Origin of the sequence: Streptomyces sp. NBC_01451, from assembly GCF_036227485.1 — a bacterium.
Classification (GTDB): domain Bacteria; phylum Actinomycetota; class Actinomycetes; order Streptomycetales; family Streptomycetaceae; genus Streptomyces.
Genome location: NZ_CP109479.1, coordinates 6,671,584 through 6,689,666, shown reverse-complemented (window position 1 = coordinate 6,689,666; position 18,083 = coordinate 6,671,584). Strand labels below are relative to the sequence as shown.

The following is an 18,083-nucleotide window of genomic DNA, read 5'->3' as shown; positions in this document are numbered from 1 at the left end:
TTACATATTGAGTTATGCGTGTTAAATAGACGTAACTCTACGGTGGCACGACCGAACAGGTCGGGCCGAACGTCTTCGGGGAGCCCCGAGTGGATCGCACTGCCCAGCTGACCTCCCGTGCCCGCACCACGGGGCACCCCTTCGTATACGAAGCGGACGTTACGACACATGCCCAGCGTGCCCTGCACGTCAGGGCGGCCGAGGTGCTGGAGGGCAACTGGACCGGCACCTCGACGGTGCCCTCGCGCGGCCTGTATCCGCACCAGTGGTCCTGGGACTCCGCGTTCATCGCGATCGGCCTGCGTCATCTGTCGCCCCTCCGCGCGCAGACGGAGCTGGAGACGTTGCTCTCCGCCCAGTGGGGCGACGGGCGGATCCCGCACATCGTCTTCAACCCTTCCGTCCCGCTCGACGCGTACTTTCCGAGCCCCGACTTCTGGCGCTCCTCGACCGCGGGGCGCGCTGCGGGCGCCCCGCGCACCGTACAGACGTCCGGCATCGTGCAGCCACCGGTGCACGCGCTGGCCGTCTGGCTGGTGCACCAGGCCGACCCCGGGCTGTCCCGGTCGCGCGGCTTCCTCGCCCGCGCCTACCCGGCGCTCGCCGCCTGGCACCGCTATCTGCTGCACCGCCGGGACCTGGGCGGGGGCGGCCTCGCGTCGGTCGTGCACCCCTGGGAACAGGGTATGGACAACAGCCCTTGCTGGGATGCCCCGTTGAGCCGCGTCACCCCGGCCCCGGCCCGCTCCTTCCGCCGCGCCGACCTCGACCACGGAGCCGCCGAGGACCGGCCGACCGACCTGGACTACGGGCGGTACGTGCGGCTGGCCACGGACTACCGGGACGCCGGATACAGGGACGGGCTGGGCGGGGGCTACGGAGCCGGGCCGGGCGGGGGCTACGGAGCCGGCACAGGCGGGTTCGCCGTCGAGGACCCCTCCTTCAACGCGCTGCTGATCGCGTCGGAGCACGCGCTGGCCCGTATCGCCCGCGAGCTGGGCGCGACGGGGACGGCCCGGCACGCCCGCGCGGAACGTCTGACGGCGGCCCTGGTGGAGCGTCTGTGGGACCCGGCGGAGGGGATGTTCTTCTGCCGCGACGTGGTGGAGGGCGCCCTCATTCCCGAGCGCAGCGTCTCCGGCCTCGTGCCGCTCCTCCTGCCCACGCTCCCCCGGGACATCGCCGCCACCCTCGTCCGTACGGCGCGCGGGCCGCACTTCGAGGTCGGCGGCGCCGCCCGTCTCGTCCCGTCCTACGACCTGCTCGGCGAGGCCTTCGACCCGCACCGCTACTGGCGGGGGCCGGCCTGGTTCAACACGGGGTGGCTGGTGGAGCGCGGGCTGCGGCAGCACGGCGAGCGGGCGCACGCCGACGCACTGCGCACGGCACTGCTGGAGACGGCCGACGCGACGGAGTTCGCGGAGTACGTGGACCCGTGCACCGGCGAGGCCTGCGGGGCGCTCGGCTTCGGCTGGACCGCCGCGCTCACCCTCGATCTGCTCCACCAACAGCCCTTCGGCGACAGCGACATCACCAACGCGTTCGACAGGTACGACGTGGACGGCATGAGCGACATGAGTCAGATGAGCGACACGAAGGACAAGGGAGGCGAACGGGCATGACGGACCGGCATCATCTGCTCGTGCACGGCGGGACGTTCGCGGCCGTCGGCGACGGCGGGGACATCAGCGGCGTACGCGGGAGCGTCCAGCCCGACGGGTTATTCGTACGCGACGCCCGGCACTTGAGCCGCTGGCAGCTCACCGTCGACGGCGCCGTGCCCGAGACGCTCAGCCCGGTCGCCGACGGGGACACCGCACGCTGTGTCCTCGTACCGCGCGGGGGCCGTCAGGAGCCGCCCGCCTACACCCTCTTCCGTGAACAGGCCGTCGCGGACGGCGCGTTCGTCGAGTCGCTGCGGGTGACCAGCAACCGTCCGGTACCGGTGACGGTCCGGATCGCGGTCACCGCCGACGCCGACTTCACCGACCAGTTCGAGCTGCGCTCCGACTACCGGACGTACGTGAAGTCCGGCGCCGTCCGCAAACGTGAAGTCCTCGACGACGGCGTCGAGTTCAGCTACCGGCGCGGCGAATGGCTGTCCTGTACGACGGTCACCGCCGAGCCTGCCCCGGACGGCGTCGAGGAGACCGGCACCGGCGCCCGGCGCCTGGTCTGGACCCTGAACCTCGAACCGCACGGTTCCGCGGAACTGGCGCTGCGTGTCGCGGCCCGCCCGCACGGCGCGGCCAAGGAGCCGCTGGTCCCCGCCTCCCCCTCCGCCGCCAATGACCAACTCCTCGCCATGGAAGGGGAGTTCGTCGAGGGCGTTGCCTTCCCCACCGGCTGGCCCGAGCTGGCGGCGGCCTGCGCACGCGGCCTCTCCGACCTGGCGTCGATGCAGGTCCCCGCGACCGGACCCGACGGTGAGGAACTGCGCGTACCGGCGGCCGGCGCGCCCTGGTTCCTCACCCTCCTCGGCCGCGACGCGCTCCTCACCTCCCTCTTCGCCCTCCCCTACCGTCCCCAGCTCGCCGCCGCCACCCTCCCGGCGCTCGCCGCGACCCAGGCGACCGAGGTCGGCCCGGACTCCGTGGCCCAGCCGGGCAAGATCGTGCACGAGGTCCGGCACGGCGAGCTGGCGCACTTCGGACAGGTGCCGTACGGCCGTTACTACGGCTCGGTCGACGCGACCCCGCTCTTCCTGGTGCTCCTCGGGGCGTACGTCGAGCAGACCGGCGACACGGCCCTGGCCCGCCGCCTCGAAGCCAACGCCCGTGCGGCGATCGGCTGGATGCTGGACCACGGCGGCCTGACGTCCCGCGGCTATCTGGTCTACCGGGCCGACCAGGGCGGCCTCGCCAACCAGAACTGGAAGGACTCCCCCGGCGCCATCTGCTCGGCCGACGGCACCCGCGCAAGCGGCCCGGTGATGGCGGCGGGGGCCCAGGGCTACGCGTACGACGCCCTGCGGCGTACCGCCCAACTCGCCCGCACGGTATGGGGCGACGAGGTGTACGCCGCCCTCCTCGAACAGGCGGCGGCCGACCTCCGGGACCGTTTCCAGCGGGACTTCTGGATGCCCGAGCACTCCTTCCCGGCCCTGGCGCTCGACGGCGAGGGCAACCAGGTCGACGCGCTGGCCTCCGACGCGGGCCATCTGCTCTGGTCGGGGCTGCTCGACAAGGAGTTCGGCGAGAAGGTCGGTCGGCGCCTGGTCGAGCCGGACTTCTTCTCCGGCTGGGGCGTACGGACGCTGGCGTCGGGCCAGCCCGCCTATCACCCCCTCTCCTACCACCGGGGCTCGGTCTGGCCGCACGACAACGCCCTGATCACGCTGGGCCTCTCCCGGTACGGCCTGCACGACGAGGCCCGTACGGTCGCCCACGCCCTCGTCGACGCGGCGACCGCCACCGGCCACCGTCTCCCCGAGGTCCTCGCCGGTTACGGCCGCGACACCCACGGCGAGCCGGTGCCCTACCCGCACGCGTGCGTACGGGAGTCCCGGTCGGCGGCGGCCCCGTTGGCGCTGCTCACGGCGGTCGGGGGCGCCTGAGGGGACGTACCGAGAGGTGTGCGGCCGGTCGGGCTTGGTGAGGCGTTTGCCCGGTGTTTGCCGGGTGCTTGGGCGCGAAGGCTGAACGGAGGCTGAGGGCCCGCCGTACGGGATGGTGGCGGACCTCGGCTCCCGCGCCGGGTCCGCCGCCTCCTGCACGGCTTCACACGGAAGGACCTCCGGGGTGCCTCTGTTCACTCGCACCAACCCATCGACGGACGCCACCCCCGAGGGACCTTCCGAGGCACCGTCCGAGGTGCCTTCGAGCCAGGGCCAGGCCGTCACTGAAGCAACCGATGCCGCCGGTACGGCGGTCGAGGAGCCGGAGGCGACGGCTCGACCGGCCGCCGAGCCGACTCCCGGACCGGCGGCCGGAAAGCAGCCCACGTCCGCCGTGGACCCCGCCGAGCCCGCCATCGAGCCGGACCCGGGCCCGGACCCGGCCTCGGAAACGCCGGACAAGGCCACCAGCAAGGCCACCGAGGGCACTGACGCCGCTGAGGTATCAGACGCAGCAGACACCGCTGAGGCTGCTGAGGTCACTGAGGTGACCGACGCGCCCGACGCGGCCGACAGGGCAGAGCCCGACCAGGCGGCGACCAAGGCCGACTGGCGTACCCGGCGCCCCGTCGCCGCCCGCAACCTGGGCTGGGCGGCGACCGCCCTCTCCGCGCTTCTCGTTCTCGTCGCCCTGCAGATGCCGAACACCTTCGGCAACCTGCGGATCACCGAGTTCCTGCGGCTCCCGGCCGAGGCGATCGTCGGGGCCGTCGTGCTGCTCGCGATGCCGCGCCGGCCGCGCGTGATCACGGCCGCGTGCATCGGCGTCTTCCTGGGCGCGGTCACCGTGGTGAACCTGCTGGACATGGGCTTCGTCGAGTTCCTGGGCCGGCACTTCAACGTGCTGCTCGACTGGGCGCTGCTGAGCGACGCGCAGTCGTACCTCACCGACTCCTTCGGCGCGGTGGGGTCGATCGCCGCCACCATCGGGGTGTTCCTGCTCGTGCTGTTCCTGCTCGCCGGGACGGCCCTCGCGACCGTGCGGCTCAGCAATCAGCTGGCCCGCCACAACGCCGTCGCCACCAAGGGCGCGCTCATCGCCGGCACCGTCTGGATCACCTGCATGTCCCTGGGCCTCACGGTCGGCGGAGTGCCGATCGCGTCGGACCACACCGCCGGGGTCGTCAAGGTGCACGCGCGGCGGGTGAGCGACACCCTGCGCGACGAGGCGGAGTTCAAGGAGCTGGCGAAGAACGACCCGTTCGCCAAGACGCCGGGTGACCAGCTGGTGCCGGACCTGCGCGGCAAGGACGTCATCTTCACGTTCATCGAGAGCTACGGCCGCAGTGCGATCGAGGACCCGATCATGTCGCCCGGCGTCGACCAGACGCTCGCCGACCAGGCGCAGGCCCTCACGGACGCCGGGTTCGCCGCGAAGAGCGGCTGGCTGACCTCGGCGACGTACGGCGGCAGCAGCTGGCTCGGCCACTCCACGTTCCTGTCGGGCCTGTGGATCAACAACCAGCAGCGCTACCGCACCCTCGTCAACAGCGACCGCCTCACCCTCCCCGAAGTGTTCCGGCGCACCGGCGACTGGCGGACGGTCGGCGTGATGCCGGGCGTGCAGAAGAGCTGGCCGGAGGCGAAGTTCTACGGCCTGGAGAAGAACTACGCGTCGAAGGACCTCGGTTACAAGGGGCCGAAGTTCAGCTGGTCGACCATGCCGGACCAGTACACGCTGGAGGCCTACCAGCGCCTGGAGCACGGTAGGAAGCAGGCCAAGCCGCTGATGTCGGAGATCATCCTGACGTCGAGCCACCAGCCCTGGGCGCCGCTTCCGAAGACGGTGCCGCAGGACGAGCTCGGCGACGGCACGGTGTTCAACGCGATCCAGAAGGCGGGCAAGAACCCGAAGGACGTCCTCTACAACGGCCCCGAGGCCAAGGCGGAGTACGGCAAGTCGATCCAGTACTCGGTCACCAGCCTCATCGACTGGCTGACCCGGTACGGCACCGACAACACCGTCCTCGTCTTCCTAGGCGACCACCAGCCCATGTCCCGGGTCAGCGGCAGCAACGCCAGCCGTGACGTGCCGGTGTCGGTCGTCGCCAAGGACCCGAAGGTCCTCGACAAGATCGCCGACTGGAACTGGACGGACGGCCTGCGCCCCGCCCACAACGCCCCGGTCTGGAAGATGAGCGCCTTCCGCGACAAGTTCCTCACGGCATACGGCTCAACACCGCACCCGTAAACGACCGTCGACGCCCCTGGGTGGCCGGGGCAACGCCCCCGGCCACCCAGGGGCGCGGGGCTGTATCGATGTGCGGCTCCGCCGCGTGGGCGCGACCAGCCACGACGGACCCGCAGCCGAACAACTCACCCCCGGAGGGGAACCTCACCCCCCGGACGTGTCCAACTCCGCGTCCTCGCTCACGCCCGCGCAGTCGTACGGGTCCTTCAGCCAGCCCTCCGGCAGCACCACCCGGTTGTTGCCGGACGTACGGCCACGGGGCCCGTCGGCGCCGAGCGGCCAGGCCTGGTCGAGGTCCAACTCGTCCAGGCCGGCACGGAGTTCCTCCAGGGACGACGTGATCGCGAGGCGCTTGCGCATCTCCGAGCCGACCGCGAAGCCCTTCAGGTACCAGGCGACGTGCTTGCGGAAGTCGATGACCCCGCGCGGCTCGTCCCCGATCCACTCGCCGAGCAGCGTGGCGTGCCGGACCATGATGTCGGCGACCTCGCGGAGGGACGGGCGCGCGATGGCGTCCGTACGTCCCTCGAAGGCGGCCACCAGGTCCGCGAACAGCCACGGCCGCCCGAGGCACCCGCGTCCGACCACGACTCCGTCGCACCCGGTCTCCCGGACCATCCGCAGGGCGTCCTCGGCCGACCAGATGTCGCCGTTGCCGAGGACGGGGATCTCCGGCACGTGCTCCTTGAGGCGGGCGATCGCGTCCCAGTCGGCCGTGCCGCCGTAGTGCTGGGCGGCGGTGCGGCCGTGCAGCGCGATGGCCGTCACGCCCTCCTCCACCGCGATCCGGCCGGCGTCGAGGTAGGTGATGTGGTCGTCGTCGATGCCCTTGCGCATCTTCATCGTGACGGGGATGTCCCCGGCGCCGGACACCGCCTCGCGCAGGATCGCGCGCAGCAGGTGCCGCTTGTACGGGAGTGCCGAGCCGCCGCCCTTCCGCGTCACCTTCGGGACGGGGCACCCGAAGTTGAGGTCGATGTGGTCGGCGCGGTCCTCCTCCGCGATCATGCGGACGGCCTTGCCGACGGTCGCCGGGTCGACGCCGTACAGCTGGATCGAGCGCGGCTTCTCCGTCGCGTCGAAGTGGATCAGCTGCATGGTCTTCTCGTTGCGTTCGACCAGCGCCCGGGTCGTGATCATCTCGCTGACGAACAGGCCCTTGCCGCCGCTGAACTCCCGGCACAGGGTGCGGAAGGGCGCGTTCGTGATCCCGGCCATGGGCGCGAGGACGACGGGCGGCTGCACGGTGTGCGGGCCGATGCGGAGGAGGCTTGCGGGGGCGGTGACGGGCGTGGACATCGGGCCATTCTCGCGCACCGAACGGAGTACAGCCAAAGTCATTAGTTAGCCGTACTATGGACCGCATGTCCGAGCTGAGTCCCCGCCGCCGCATGCTGGTGCTCGCGATCTGCTGCATGAGCCTGCTGATCGTGAGCCTCGACGTCACCGTGCTCAACGTCGCGCTCCCCTCCATGGAGAGGGATCTGGGCGCGAGCGTGGCCGGTATGCAGTGGGCGCTCGACGCGTACACGCTGGTGCTGGCCTCGCTGCTGATGCTGGCGGGCTCGACCGCCGACCGGATCGGCCGCCGCCGGGTCTTCCTGACCGGGCTGGTGCTGTTCACGCTCGGCTCGGTGCTCTGCTCGCTCGCCCCGAGCCTCGACTGGCTCATCGTGTTCCGCATGATCCAGGCGGTCGGCGGCTCGATGCTCAACCCGGTCGCCATGTCGATCATCACCAACACCTTCACCGACCCGCGCGAGCGGGCCCGGGCGATCGGGGTGTGGGGCGGGGTGGTCGGCATTTCCATGGCCGCCGGCCCGATCATCGGCGGCCTGCTCGTGGACTCCGTCGGCTGGCGCTCGATCTTCTGGATCAACCTACCGGTGGGCCTCGTCGCGCTCCTGCTGACCCTGCGGTACGTCCCCGAGTCCCGGGCGCCCAAGGCCCGCCGCCCGGACCCGGTCGGCCAGGTCCTGGTCATCGCGCTGCTCGGCTCGCTGACGTACGCGATCATCGAGGCGCCGAGTTCGCCGGCCACCCACACGCTCGCCTTCGGAGCGGTCTCCCTGGCCGCGCTGCTCGGACTGCTCTATTACGAGCCCCGGCGCACCGAACCCCTCATCGACCTGCGGTTCTTCCGGTCGGCGCCGTTCAGCGGGGCGACCGTGATCGCGGTCAGCGCGTTCGCGGCGCTGAGCGGATTCCTGTTCCTGTCGACGCTGTACCTGCAGAACGTGCGGGGGCTGTCCGCACTGCACGCCGGTCTGTGGATGCTGCCGATGGCGGTGATGTGCTTCGTGTGCGCGCCGCTCTCGGGGCGGCTGGTCGGCAGCCGGGGGCCACGGTTCTCGCTGCTCACGGCAGGGGTCGCGATGACGGTGAGCGGGGTCCTGTTCGCCGGGTTCGACGCGGAGTCGTCGAACGTGACGCTGGTCATCGGGTACTTCGTGTTCGGCCTCGGCTTCGGCTTCGTCAACGCGCCCATCACCAACACGGCCGTCTCGGGCATGCCCCGGTCCCAGGCCGGGGTGGCCGCCGCGGTCGCCTCCACCAGCCGTCAGACCGGCGGCACGCTGGGGGTCGCGGTGATCGGCGCGGTGCTGGCGTCGGGCATCGGGGCGGGCCCGTACAAGGAGGTGTTCGCCGCCGCGGCGCGGCCCGGCTGGTGGATCATCGCGGGCTGCGGTCTGGCCGTACTGGTCCTGGGCGCCGTCACGACCGGCGGCTGGGCCCGGCGGACGGCGGAGCGGGCGGCCGGACGCCTGGAGGACGGAGACGGCGCGAGCGGGAGCGCCTCGCGTGACGACGGAGGCGAGGCCGAGGGCGAGGGCGGGGATGCTGACGTGCGGGGCGCCTCGGAGGCGCGCACCGCGGGGTGAGCCGTCGCTGCGGCACATCGCGGTGGCGGCGGGTGTCCCGGCCGCCCCCTCCGCTCCATCCGCCCCCTCCGCCTCTCAGCTCCCCGCCCTCAGCTCCCGCGCCCCGCTTCCCGCTTCGCGCTCCCCGGCCAGGACCATCGAGTACAGCTTCTCCAGGCGTGCGCGCGTCTCCTCGTCCGTCGGGACCAGGGTCACCAGGCGGGTGCCCAGTTCCGGGGCGAGCCAGAGGTCGGTGTGGTCGACGGTGAGCAGGCCGACGTACGGATTGCGGAACTGCTTGGTCTTGCCCAGGGCGCTGACCACCTCGTACCGCTCCCAGATCGCGCAGAACTCCGGGGACTCGGTGCGCAGCCGCTTCAGCATCAGCTTCCAGGCGGGGTCGCCGAGATGGGCCGCCTGCTGGACGCGGAGCTTGGCCGCCATCACCCGCATCGTCTCTTCGAGCAGGACGACCGACGAGCGCCACTCCTCGTTCGTGTAGACGAGCAGCATGAGGTTGCGGTCCTCGGGCGGCACGGCGTCCAGGTCGCCCATGAGGCGGCTGTAGGTGCGGTTGTACGCCTGGATGTCGTACCGGCTGTTCTGGATGCACGCCGGGATGGGGTCGAGGGCGCGCAGGAGTTCACGCAGGGCGGGAGTGATCGTCGGGCAGCTCGCGGCGGGGGTGGGGTCGACGGCTCCGGCCAGCTGGAAGAGGTGGGCGCGTTCGCTCGCGTCGAGGAGCAGGGTGCGAGCGAGGGCGTCGAGCACCTGTTCGGAGACCTGGATCGCGCGCGCCTGTTCGAGCCAGGTGTACCAGGTGACGCCCACCGCGGAGAGCTGGGCGACCTCCTCGCGGCGCAGGCCCGGCGTACGGCGGCGTCTGCCGCGCGGCAGGCCGACCTGCTCGGGGGTGATGCGCTCGCGGCGGCTGCGCAGGAAGACGGCGAGCTCGTGGCGCCGGATGTCCGAGCCGCGCGCGCCGGGCCGCCGCCGCTCCCGCCGAGCCACGGTTTCCTGGGCGGTGGTTTCCTGGGCGGTGGCGATGCTCGTCGTGGTCACGGTCCTACTTTCCCTTCCCTCGTTCTCCCTCCGGACCCTGTTTCCAGGTGCTGCTACTACCAGGATAAAGAGACTCTGGTACCACCCTCAGGGTAGGCGGACGCTGGTCGGCGTGACCGACACAAGCACCTCACCCACCGCCTCTGTCCGTTCTCCGGCCGGACCGCCCGTACTCGGCGGACTCGGACTGTTCACCGTGCTCCTCGGCGCGGCCCTCCCGCTCATCGACTTCTTCATCGTCAACGTCGCCCTGCCCACCATCGGCCGGGACCTCGCGGCGAGCGAGGCCGTCCTCGAACTGGTGGTCGCCGGGTACGGGGTCTCGTACGCCGTCCTGCTCGTCCTCGGCGGGCGGCTCGGCGACCTCTTCGGCCGACGCCGGCTCTTCCTGGGCGGCATGGCGGCCTTCGCCGTCACCTCGCTGGCCTGCGGTCTGGCGCCGACCGCCTGGACCCTGGTGGCGGCCCGGATCGCACAGGGCGCGGCGTCGGCGGCGATGCTGCCGCAGGTGCTCGCGACGATCCAGTCCGCGACGGCGGGCCCGCGCCGCGCCAGGGCGATGGGCCTGTACGGCGCGACGGCGGGCCTGTCGATGGTGGCGGGCCAGATCCTCGGCGGCGTACTGGTGGCCGCCGACATCGCGGGCACGGGCTGGCGCTCGGTGTTCCTGGTGAACGTGCCGGTGGTGCTGCTCGGTCTGGTCCTGGCCGCCCGGTCGGTCCCCGAGACCCGCTCGCAGCACCCGGAACCGGTGGACGTCCCCGGCACACTCCTCCTGGGGGTCGCCCTGATCACACTGCTGGCCCCGCTCACCGAGGGCCGGGCGGCGGGCTGGCCGCTGTGGACCTGGCTGTCGCTGGCCACGTTCCCGTTCGCCGCGGCGGCGTTCTACGCGATCGAGCGCGGCGCCGACCGCAAGGGCCGCACTCCACTCGTACCGCCGACGCTCTTCGCGCTGACGTCGCTGCGCAGGGGCCTGCTGATGATCGTGCCGTTCGCGATCGGCTTCAGCGGCTTCATGTTCGTGATCGCGGTAGCCCTGCAACAGGGCGCGGGCCTGGGTCCGGTGCGGGCGGGGCTGGCGCTGGCCCCGATGGCGGTGACGTTCTTCGGCGTCTCCCTGGCCGGACCGCGTCTGGTCGCCCGGTACGGCACCCGGGTCGTCACCGTCGGCGGCCTGATCCAGGGGGTGGGCGTGGCTCTCATCGCCGTCGCGGTGTGGCGTTCCTGGCCGGACCTGGGGCTGGTGGAACTGCTGCCGGGTGCGGCGGTCGCGGGTGCGGGGCAGGCGCTTCAGCTCCCCGTGCTGTTCCGGATCATCCTCTCGGAGGTCGAGCCGGCCCGGGCGGGCGTCGGCAGCGGGGTGATGGTCACGACCCAGCAGTCCGCGCTGGCGCTGGGCGTGGCGACCCTGGGCACGCTGTTCCTCTCCCTGGCCCCGGGTATGGGCATGCGGGACGCGCTGGTGACGACGCTGGTGGTGCAGGTGGGAGGCATCGCGCTGACGACACTGCTCAGCCTGCGGCTGCCGCGGAAGATCGGGTGAGCGTCTGCCGCGCCCACCCCGACTGCGTCACCCCGCCGTACGCGCTTTGGCCCCAGGGATGGGCATGCGGAACGCACTGGTGACGACGCCGGTAGTGCAGTTGGTCGTCGGCACCGTCGTTGCCGACCGCGCGTTCCAGCGGGCGGGGCCCCGCTCTCCGATCGGTCGGGCCCCAGGGGGCATGCTGTTGGTCGCCGGGGTGCTGGCCAGCCCGGCGGTTTCTGGCAGCGTCGGATTGCGGAGGAGCACACCCGGTTCTCGGCCGAGTTGCACCGGCCACCTGACGGAGCGGGTGCGCGGCGCCGGGACACCGGTCGTCGTCGCCGTGTCGCTGCCACCCGACCCGTTGCCGCCCGGGGTGGACCTGACGGCGTACCGCGTGGTGCAGGAGGCGCTGACCAACACGATCAGGCACGCACCCGGCGCCGAGGCCTCCGTACTGATCGGCTGGACCGACGACTGCCTCCTGATCGAGGTCGGCAACACGCGTGCCACCGCCCCCAACTCCCCACCGCCGGAAGGCGACAGCCAGGGGAAGGACATCGGGAAGGACAACGGGACGGGCCACGGCCGCGGTCTGATCGGACTGCGTGAACGGCTCGCGGTGTACGGCGGCGAGCTGACCGCCGGTCCGACCCCCGCCGGCGGTTACCGCATCACGGCCAGAGTCCCGTGGCGGACCCCGTGACCCACGACCAGCCACCTCTCCGAGCCGTCATCGCCGACGACCAGGCGCTGGTCCGCACGGGCTTCGGGATGATCCTGGCCGCCGACGGCATCGAGGTGACCGCCGAGGCGGCCGACGGGGCCGAGGCGGTGGCCGCCGTACGCCGTACCCGGCCCGACGTGGTCCTCATGGACATCCGGATGCCGGGCATGGACGGCATCGAGGCCACGCGGCGGATCCTCGCCGACGACGCCCCGGAGGCCGGGGGAACCCGCGTCGTCATCCTCACCACCTACGACCTCGACCACTACGTGTACGCCGCCCTGACCGCCGGTGCCTGCGGCTTCCTCCTCAAGGACGTCACCCCGGAACACCTGGTGGCCTCCGTACACCTGGTCCAGTCCGGCGACGCCCTGCTGGCACCCGCGATCACCCGCCGTCTGATCGAACGCTTCGCGCACCGCCAGGAGCCCTCGCGATCCCCCGCCGGGCACGCGGACCTGTCGGGTCTGACACCCCGTGAGCTGGAGGTCCTGCGGCTGATGGCGACGGGTCTGAGCAACGCCGAACTGGCGGAACACCTGTTCCTGAGCCCGACCACGGTCAAGACGCACGTCGGCCGCATCCTGTCGAAACTGGAGCTGCGGGACCGGGTCCAGGCGGTCGTACTGGCCTATGAGACGGGCCTGATCGCCCCCGGTGGCGAGCCCTGAGCGCCATGACGTGTCAGAGGCATCAACTGTCAACTCTTCACACAGACGTCCCCTGTTGATGTTGCTCTTGCTGCACACTCACACCTGCACGCATCCCCTGGACAGCGGAGAGGTCATGTTGCAGACCAACACGAGCAAGGTGAGCCGCTGGGACCAGCACGGCCGGGAGCATGTCGTCCACGTCACGCGTATCGGGGCGCAGCGCCTCATGAGCTGCGACACGTGCGGCTGGCGCAAGAAGGTGCAGTTCCTGCCCTGGCTGAAGGCGGAGGAACACCTCGCCGAGGAGCACCAGGCGACGGTGGACCCGACAGCGGGCTAGAACCCCAAGTGGCCCCGGAGTCACAGGACTCCGGGGCCACTCTCAGCTTTCAGCCCGTCCGGGGGTCCCCCTCTGGGGGAGCTTGAGGACTCCGGGGCCGCCCTCAGCCCGTCCGGCGTTTGAGGACGAGGCCGTTCAGGCCGAAGCGGGGGTCTGGGGGCGGCAGCCCCCAGGACGGCAGGGCATCGGACCTAGCAGCCGATCAGACGCTGAGCCAGGTACCCCTCGATCTGGTCCAGCGACACGCGCTCCTGCTTCATCGTGTCCCGCTCGCGAACCGTCACCGCGTTGTCGTCGAGCGTGTCGAAGTCGACCGTGACGCAGAACGGCGTACCGATCTCGTCCTGGCGCCGGTAGCGGCGGCCGATGGCGCCCGCGTCGTCGAACTCGATGTTCCAGTTCTGGCGCAGGGCGGTGGCCAGGCCCTTGGCCTTCGGGGACAGCTCGGGGTTGCGGGACAGCGGCAGGACCGCGACCTTGACCGGCGCCAGGCGCGGGTCGAGGCGCAGCACGGTGCGCTTCTCCATCTTGCCCTTGGCGTTGGGCGCCTCGTCCTCGATGTACGCGTCGAGGAGGAACGCCAGCATCGCGCGGCCGACACCGGCGGCGGGCTCGATGACGTACGGCGTCCAGCGCTCGCCGGCCTCCTGGTCGAAGAAGGAGAGGTCCTGGCCGGAGGCCTTGGAGTGGGCCGTGAGGTCGTAGTCCGTGCGGTTGGCGACGCCCTCCAGCTCACCCCACTCGTTGCCGCCGAACTGGAAGCGGTACTCGATGTCGGCGGTGCGCTTGGAGTAGTGCGAGAGCTTCTCGGCCGGGTGGTCGTACCAGCGCATGTTCTCCTCGCGGAGGCCGAGGCCGGTGTACCAGTTCCAGCGCTCCTGCATCCAGTACTCCTGCCACTTCTCGTCCTCGCCCGGCTTGACGAAGAACTCCATCTCCATCTGCTCGAACTCGCGGGTGCGGAAGATGAAGTTGCCGGGCGTGATCTCGTTGCGGAACGACTTGCCCATCTGGGCGATGCCGAACGGCGGCTTGCGGCGCGAAGTGGTCTGCACCTGGGAGAAGTTGGTGAAGATGCCCTGGGCGGTCTCGGGGCGCAGGTAGGCGACCGAACCGGAGTCCTGGGTCGGGCCGAGGTGCGTCGACAGCAGACCGGAGAACTGCTTGGGCTCGGTGAACTGGCCCTTGTTGCCGCAGTTGGGGCAGTTGATGTCGGCGAGGCCGTTCTCCGGGAGGCGGTGGTGCTTCGCCTCGTAGGCCTCCTCCAGGTGGTCGGCGCGGTAGCGCTTGTGACAGGAGGTGCACTCGGTGAGCGGGTCGGAGAAGGTCGCGACGTGACCGGAGGCCACCCAGACCTCGGAGGCCAGGATGACGGACGAGTCGATACCGACGACGTCCTCGCGCGACGTCACCATGTAGCGCCACCACTGGCGCTTGAGGTTCTCCTTGAGCTCGACACCCAGCGGTCCGTAGTCCCAGGCGGCGCGCTGGCCGCCGTAGATCTCACTGCACGGGAATACGAAGCCACGGCGCTTGCTCAGGCTGACGATGGTGTCGATCTTGTCGGCGGCCACGGTGCTCTCTTCATTACGACGATTTACGACGACGGGCGATGAAGCGGACGCGCTCCGGACGGGCGGAGCGGGCGCGCTTCAGAGCGAATGACTCAGGTTACCGGCGGGGCCCGCCCCCCAATCAAATCGGTTCCGGCTACGGGCCTCACGGGTGCCCCGCCAGTACCACGCCCCACACCCGGCACGCGACCGAAAAACCCGCTTGTTGACAATCGTTTCCAGAATCATTGAAAATGACTGTCATGAACGTACGACGACTCATATCGGGCACCGCGATCGCGGCGGCCACCGCGCTCGGCCTCGGCGCCCTGTCCGCCTGCTCCTCGGATTCGAGCGCCGCCGACCGGGACATCAGCGGGAGGCTCGACGTCGTGGCGTCGTTCTATCCGATGCAGTTCCTCGCCGAGCAGATAGGCGGCAGGCACGTCTCCATCAGCACGCTGACCGAGCCCGGCCAGGAACCGCACGACCTGGAGATCAGCGCCAAGCAGACCGTCGACCTCCAGAAGGCCGACGCGGTCCTGTACCTCAAGGGTCTCCAGCCGGCCGTCGACGAGGCGGTGGCGCAGTCCGAGGCGAAGACGAAGATCGACGCGGCGACCCTGACCAGCCTTGAGGACCACGGCGGCACCGAGCACAGCCACGAGGGCGAGGAAGCGCCCTCCGACGAGGAGGCCTCCGCCCTCGACCCGCACGTCTGGCTCGATCCGGTGAAGTACGCCGAGATCGCCGACGGAGTGTCCGCCGCCTTCCAGAAGGCCGACCCGACCAACGCGGCGGAATACAAGCTGAACACCAAGGCGTTGACCGCGAAGCTGGCCTCGCTCGACACCTCGTTCGAGAACGGCCTGAAGAACACCACCACGAAGGTGTTCTTCACCAACCACGCGGCCTTCGGCTACCTCGCCGAGCGCTACGGCCTGACCCAGGAGGCCATCACCGGTGTCGACCCGGACAGCGAGCCGAGCGCCGCACGGATGAAGGAGCTCCAGCAGGAGGCGAAGGCGGACGGAGTGACCACCGTCTTCTACGAGACACTGGTCTCCGACAAGACCGCGAAGACCCTCGCCGAGGACGCGAACCTCACGACGGACGTCCTCGATCCGCTTGAGGGCATCACCGAGAAGTCCCGGGGCGACGACTACATCGCGGTCATGGAGGCCAACCTCAAGGCGCTGCGGACGGCCCTGGGCGCCAAGTGAGCGGTGACCGAGCGGTTACCGAGCGGTAGTTGATGATCGTTACGGAGGATGCAGGCATGGGCGAGCCCGTCATTTCGCTGCGCGGCGTACGCGCCGAGCTGGGCTCGCGCCCGGTCCTGCGGGGCATCGACCTCACCGTGGGCCGCGGTGAGGTCGTCGCGCTGCTCGGCGCCAACGGCTCGGGCAAGTCGACCGCGATCCGCACGGTCATCGGCCAGGTCCCGGTCAGCGCGGGCGAGATCGAGCTGTTCGGCGTCCCCCGCCGCCGCTTCTCCGACTGGCGGCGCGTGGGCTACGTACCGCAGCGGACGACCGCGGCCGGGGGCGTGCCCGCGACGATCACGGAGATCGTCTCGTCGGGCCGGCTCTCGCGGGCCCGTTTCGGCGTGCTGCGCAAGGCCGACCACGAGGCCGTGCGGCGGGCCATCGGCCTCGTGGGCCTCGCGGACCGGGCGAAGGACTCGGTGAACGCGCTGTCGGGCGGCCAGCACCAGCGCGTGCTGATCGCCCGTGCCCTCGCCGCCGAACCCGAGCTGCTGATCATGGACGAGCCGATGGCGGGCGTCGACCTGGCGAGCCAGGAGGTGCTGGCGCGGACACTGCGGGAGCAGGTCGCGGCCGGTACGACGGTGCTGCTCGTGCTGCACGAACTCGGGCCGCTGGAACCGCTGATCGACCGGGCCGTGGTCCTGCGCGACGGGTGCGTGACGCACGACGGGCCGCCCCCCAAGGCGGTCGGCCAGCACGCCCTGCCCGGCCACGACCACGTACACCCGCACGCGGCTCACGACGCCGAACCGATCCGGACGGGACTGCTGAGCTGATGGAATTCCTCGACTACGCCTTCATGCAGCGGGCCCTGCTGGCCGCGGTGCTCGTCGGCATCACGGCCCCCGCGATCGGCATCTACCTGGTCCAGCGCCGCCAGGCGCTGATGGGCGACGGAATCGGCCATGTCGCGATGACGGGCGTCGGCCTCGGCTTCCTGCTGAACACCTCACCGGTGTGGATGGCTACGGCCGTCTCCGTCGTCGGCGCGGTGATGATGGAACTCATCCGCTGGTACGGGAAGACGCGCGGCGACATCGCCCTCGCCATGCTGTTCTACGGCGGGATGGCCGGCGGCGTGATGTTCATCAACCTCGCGCCGACGGGCTCGAACGCCAACCTGACCTCGTACCTGTTCGGGTCGCTGTCGACGGTCAGCGAGTCCGACGTGACGGCGATCTGTGTGCTCGCGGCCTTCGTGGTCCTCGTCACCATCGGTCTGCGCCGACAGCTCTTCGCGGTCAGCCAGGACGAGGAGTTCGCCCGGGTGACGGGCCTGCCGGTCCGGGCCCTCAACCTCCTCACCGCGATCACGGCGGCGATCACGGTGACGGTCGCGATGCGGGTGGTGGGGTTGCTGCTGGTCAGCGCCCTGATGGTGGTTCCGGTGGCGGCGGCCCAGCAGCTCAGCCGGAGCTTCGCGGCGACGTTCGCCATCGCGGTGGCGATCGGCGTGTCCGTGACGATCGGCGGGACGGTGACCTCGTACTACCAGGATGTGCCGCCCGGTGCGACGATCGTGCTGCTGACCATCGGCGCGTTCATCGCGCTGACCGCGCTGGCGACGCCTGTGGCCCGGCGCCGGGCCCGTGCGGCGGCTGCCGCGCAGACGGCCGGGGACCCTGCGGAGTGTGTGATTCCGGCCAGCCGGGAAGCCGCCGGCCGGGCGGGCGTCTGACCGCGCACAGTCCGGGCTGGCACAATGGCCCGGCAAGCGCAGACGTGAGGAGAACAACGGTGACGACGGCCGGTCCGCCCGTTAAGGGACGATCCACCCGCCAGCGTGCCGCTGTGGCGGCGGCGCTGGACGAGGTCGACGAGTTCCGCAGCGCCCAGGAACTCCACGACATGCTCAAGCACAAGGGCGACTCGGTAGGCCTGACGACCGTCTACCGCACCCTCCAGTCCCTGGCGGACGCGGGTGAGGTGGATGTCCTGCGGACGTCGGACGGGGAGTCGGTCTACCGGCGCTGTTCGACCGGTGACCATCACCATCACCTCGTCTGCCGTGTGTGCGGCAAGGCGGTGGAGGTCGAGGGTCCGGCCGTGGAGACGTGGGCGGAGGCGATCGCCGTGGAGCACGGGTTTGTGAACGTGGCTCATACGGTGGAGATCTTCGGTACCTGTGCGGAGTGCTCTGCGGTTGGGCGGTAAGTGGTTCGGTTCCGTTCGGTTCGTTGTCGGCTGCGGGTTCGTTGTCGACTGCGGGTTCGTTGTCGACTGCGGGTTCGTTGTGGCTTGTCGCGCAGTTCCCCGCGCCCCTGAAACCCGTCCCGTCGGA

The 18,083-nt window shown here is 70.9% G+C and carries 14 protein-coding genes and 1 pseudogene; 12 read left to right on the top strand and 3 right to left on the bottom strand.

The window, feature by feature from the left end; genetic code table 11:
- Positions 1-89: 89 nt before the first annotated feature.
- The 3 genes from OG595_RS29380 (at position 90) to OG595_RS29370 (ending at position 5,807) form a co-directional block, all read left to right on the top strand.
- Positions 90-1,622, top strand: coding sequence for an MGH1-like glycoside hydrolase domain-containing protein (locus OG595_RS29380; protein ID WP_329277163.1), 1,533 nt, complete (start codon positions 90-92; stop codon positions 1,620-1,622).
- Positions 1,619-3,556 (top strand): amylo-alpha-1,6-glucosidase, encoded by a 1,938-nt coding sequence (locus OG595_RS29375; protein WP_329277161.1) that lies wholly within the window; start codon positions 1,619-1,621, stop codon positions 3,554-3,556. The genes OG595_RS29380 and OG595_RS29375 overlap by 4 nt, the downstream gene beginning before the upstream one ends.
- A 184-nt stretch (positions 3,557-3,740) precedes the next feature.
- A complete protein-coding gene (locus tag OG595_RS29370) occupies positions 3,741-5,807 on the top strand; it encodes a CDP-alcohol phosphatidyltransferase (protein WP_329277159.1) in 2,067 nt (688 codons plus the stop codon).
- A 144-nt stretch (positions 5,808-5,951) separates the two neighbouring features.
- Here OG595_RS29370 and dusB read toward each other — a convergent pair whose 3' ends face one another.
- The gene (gene dusB / locus OG595_RS29365; RefSeq protein ID WP_329277157.1) at positions 5,952-7,106 is read right to left on the bottom strand and encodes a tRNA dihydrouridine synthase DusB; all 1,155 of its coding nucleotides are present in this window, start codon (positions 7,104-7,106) and stop codon (positions 5,952-5,954) included.
- A 65-nt stretch (positions 7,107-7,171) separates the two neighbouring features.
- Between dusB and OG595_RS29360 the strand changes: the two genes are divergently transcribed.
- Entirely contained in the window at positions 7,172-8,689 is a 1,518-nt protein-coding gene (locus OG595_RS29360; RefSeq protein ID WP_329277154.1) for an MFS transporter, read from the top strand.
- A 75-nt stretch (positions 8,690-8,764) separates the two neighbouring features.
- Here OG595_RS29360 and OG595_RS29355 read toward each other — a convergent pair whose 3' ends face one another.
- Positions 8,765-9,679, bottom strand: coding sequence for a helix-turn-helix transcriptional regulator (locus OG595_RS29355; protein WP_329283301.1), 915 nt, complete (start codon positions 9,677-9,679; stop codon positions 8,765-8,767).
- A 163-nt stretch (positions 9,680-9,842) separates the two neighbouring features.
- Between OG595_RS29355 and OG595_RS29350 the strand changes: the two genes are divergently transcribed.
- The 4 genes and pseudogenes from OG595_RS29350 to OG595_RS29335 all read left to right on the top strand — a co-directional run bounded on the left by OG595_RS29350 (position 9,843) and on the right by OG595_RS29335 (position 12,978).
- Positions 9,843-11,276: an MFS transporter gene (locus OG595_RS29350; RefSeq protein ID WP_329277153.1), complete on the top strand. Its 1,434-nt coding sequence runs from the start codon at positions 9,843-9,845 to the stop codon at positions 11,274-11,276.
- A gap of 280 nt (positions 11,277-11,556) precedes the next feature.
- Positions 11,557-11,964: pseudogene (locus tag OG595_RS29345) on the top strand (sensor histidine kinase); the annotation flags it as partial.
- On the top strand, positions 11,949-12,656 hold the full coding sequence (locus OG595_RS29340) for a response regulator transcription factor (protein ID WP_329277149.1): 708 nt from the start codon (positions 11,949-11,951) through the stop codon (positions 12,654-12,656). The pseudogene OG595_RS29345 and the gene OG595_RS29340, both read left to right, overlap by 16 nt.
- A 115-nt stretch (positions 12,657-12,771) precedes the next feature.
- Positions 12,772-12,978: a hypothetical protein gene (locus tag OG595_RS29335; protein ID WP_329277146.1), complete on the top strand. Its 207-nt coding sequence runs from the start codon at positions 12,772-12,774 to the stop codon at positions 12,976-12,978.
- A gap of 191 nt (positions 12,979-13,169) precedes the next feature.
- On the opposite strand, the gene OG595_RS29330 is transcribed toward OG595_RS29335, so the two are convergent.
- Positions 13,170-14,552: a glycine--tRNA ligase gene (locus OG595_RS29330; protein WP_327694770.1), complete on the bottom strand. Its 1,383-nt coding sequence runs from the start codon at positions 14,550-14,552 to the stop codon at positions 13,170-13,172.
- Between the two features lie 242 nt (positions 14,553-14,794).
- Between OG595_RS29330 and OG595_RS29325 the strand changes: the two genes are divergently transcribed.
- The 4 genes from OG595_RS29325 to OG595_RS29310 are packed head-to-tail and all read left to right on the top strand — an operon-like array spanning position 14,795 to position 17,956.
- Positions 14,795-15,754 carry a metal ABC transporter solute-binding protein, Zn/Mn family gene (locus OG595_RS29325; protein WP_329277143.1) on the top strand — a complete coding sequence of 320 codons (960 nt, stop codon included), beginning with the start codon at positions 14,795-14,797 and terminating at the stop codon, positions 15,752-15,754.
- Between the two features lie 56 nt (positions 15,755-15,810).
- Positions 15,811-16,578 (top strand): metal ABC transporter ATP-binding protein, encoded by a 768-nt coding sequence (locus tag OG595_RS29320; RefSeq protein WP_329277141.1) that lies wholly within the window; start codon positions 15,811-15,813, stop codon positions 16,576-16,578.
- Positions 16,578-17,480 (top strand): metal ABC transporter permease, encoded by a 903-nt coding sequence (locus OG595_RS29315; protein WP_329277139.1) that lies wholly within the window; start codon positions 16,578-16,580, stop codon positions 17,478-17,480. Before OG595_RS29320 ends, OG595_RS29315 begins: the two co-directional genes overlap by 1 nt.
- Positions 17,481-17,539: 59 nt before the next feature.
- Positions 17,540-17,956 carry a Fur family transcriptional regulator gene (locus tag OG595_RS29310; protein WP_329277137.1) on the top strand — a complete coding sequence of 139 codons (417 nt, stop codon included), beginning with the start codon at positions 17,540-17,542 and terminating at the stop codon, positions 17,954-17,956.
- Positions 17,957-18,083: the final 127 nt, after the last annotated feature.

Coding starts and splice junctions, on each gene's coding strand:
- OG595_RS29375 (WP_329277161.1), top strand. CDS start 1,619: ATGACGGACCGGCATCATCTGCTCGTGCACGGCGGGACGTTCGCGGCC.
- dusB (WP_329277157.1), bottom strand. CDS start 7,106: ATGTCCACGCCCGTCACCGCCCCCGCAAGCCTCCTCCGCATCGGCCCG.
- OG595_RS29360 (WP_329277154.1), top strand. CDS start 7,172: ATGTCCGAGCTGAGTCCCCGCCGCCGCATGCTGGTGCTCGCGATCTGC.
- OG595_RS29335 (WP_329277146.1), top strand. CDS start 12,772: ATGTTGCAGACCAACACGAGCAAGGTGAGCCGCTGGGACCAGCACGGC.
- OG595_RS29325 (WP_329277143.1), top strand. CDS start 14,795: ATGAACGTACGACGACTCATATCGGGCACCGCGATCGCGGCGGCCACC.
- OG595_RS29320 (WP_329277141.1), top strand. CDS start 15,811: ATGGGCGAGCCCGTCATTTCGCTGCGCGGCGTACGCGCCGAGCTGGGC.
- OG595_RS29315 (WP_329277139.1), top strand. CDS start 16,578: ATGGAATTCCTCGACTACGCCTTCATGCAGCGGGCCCTGCTGGCCGCG.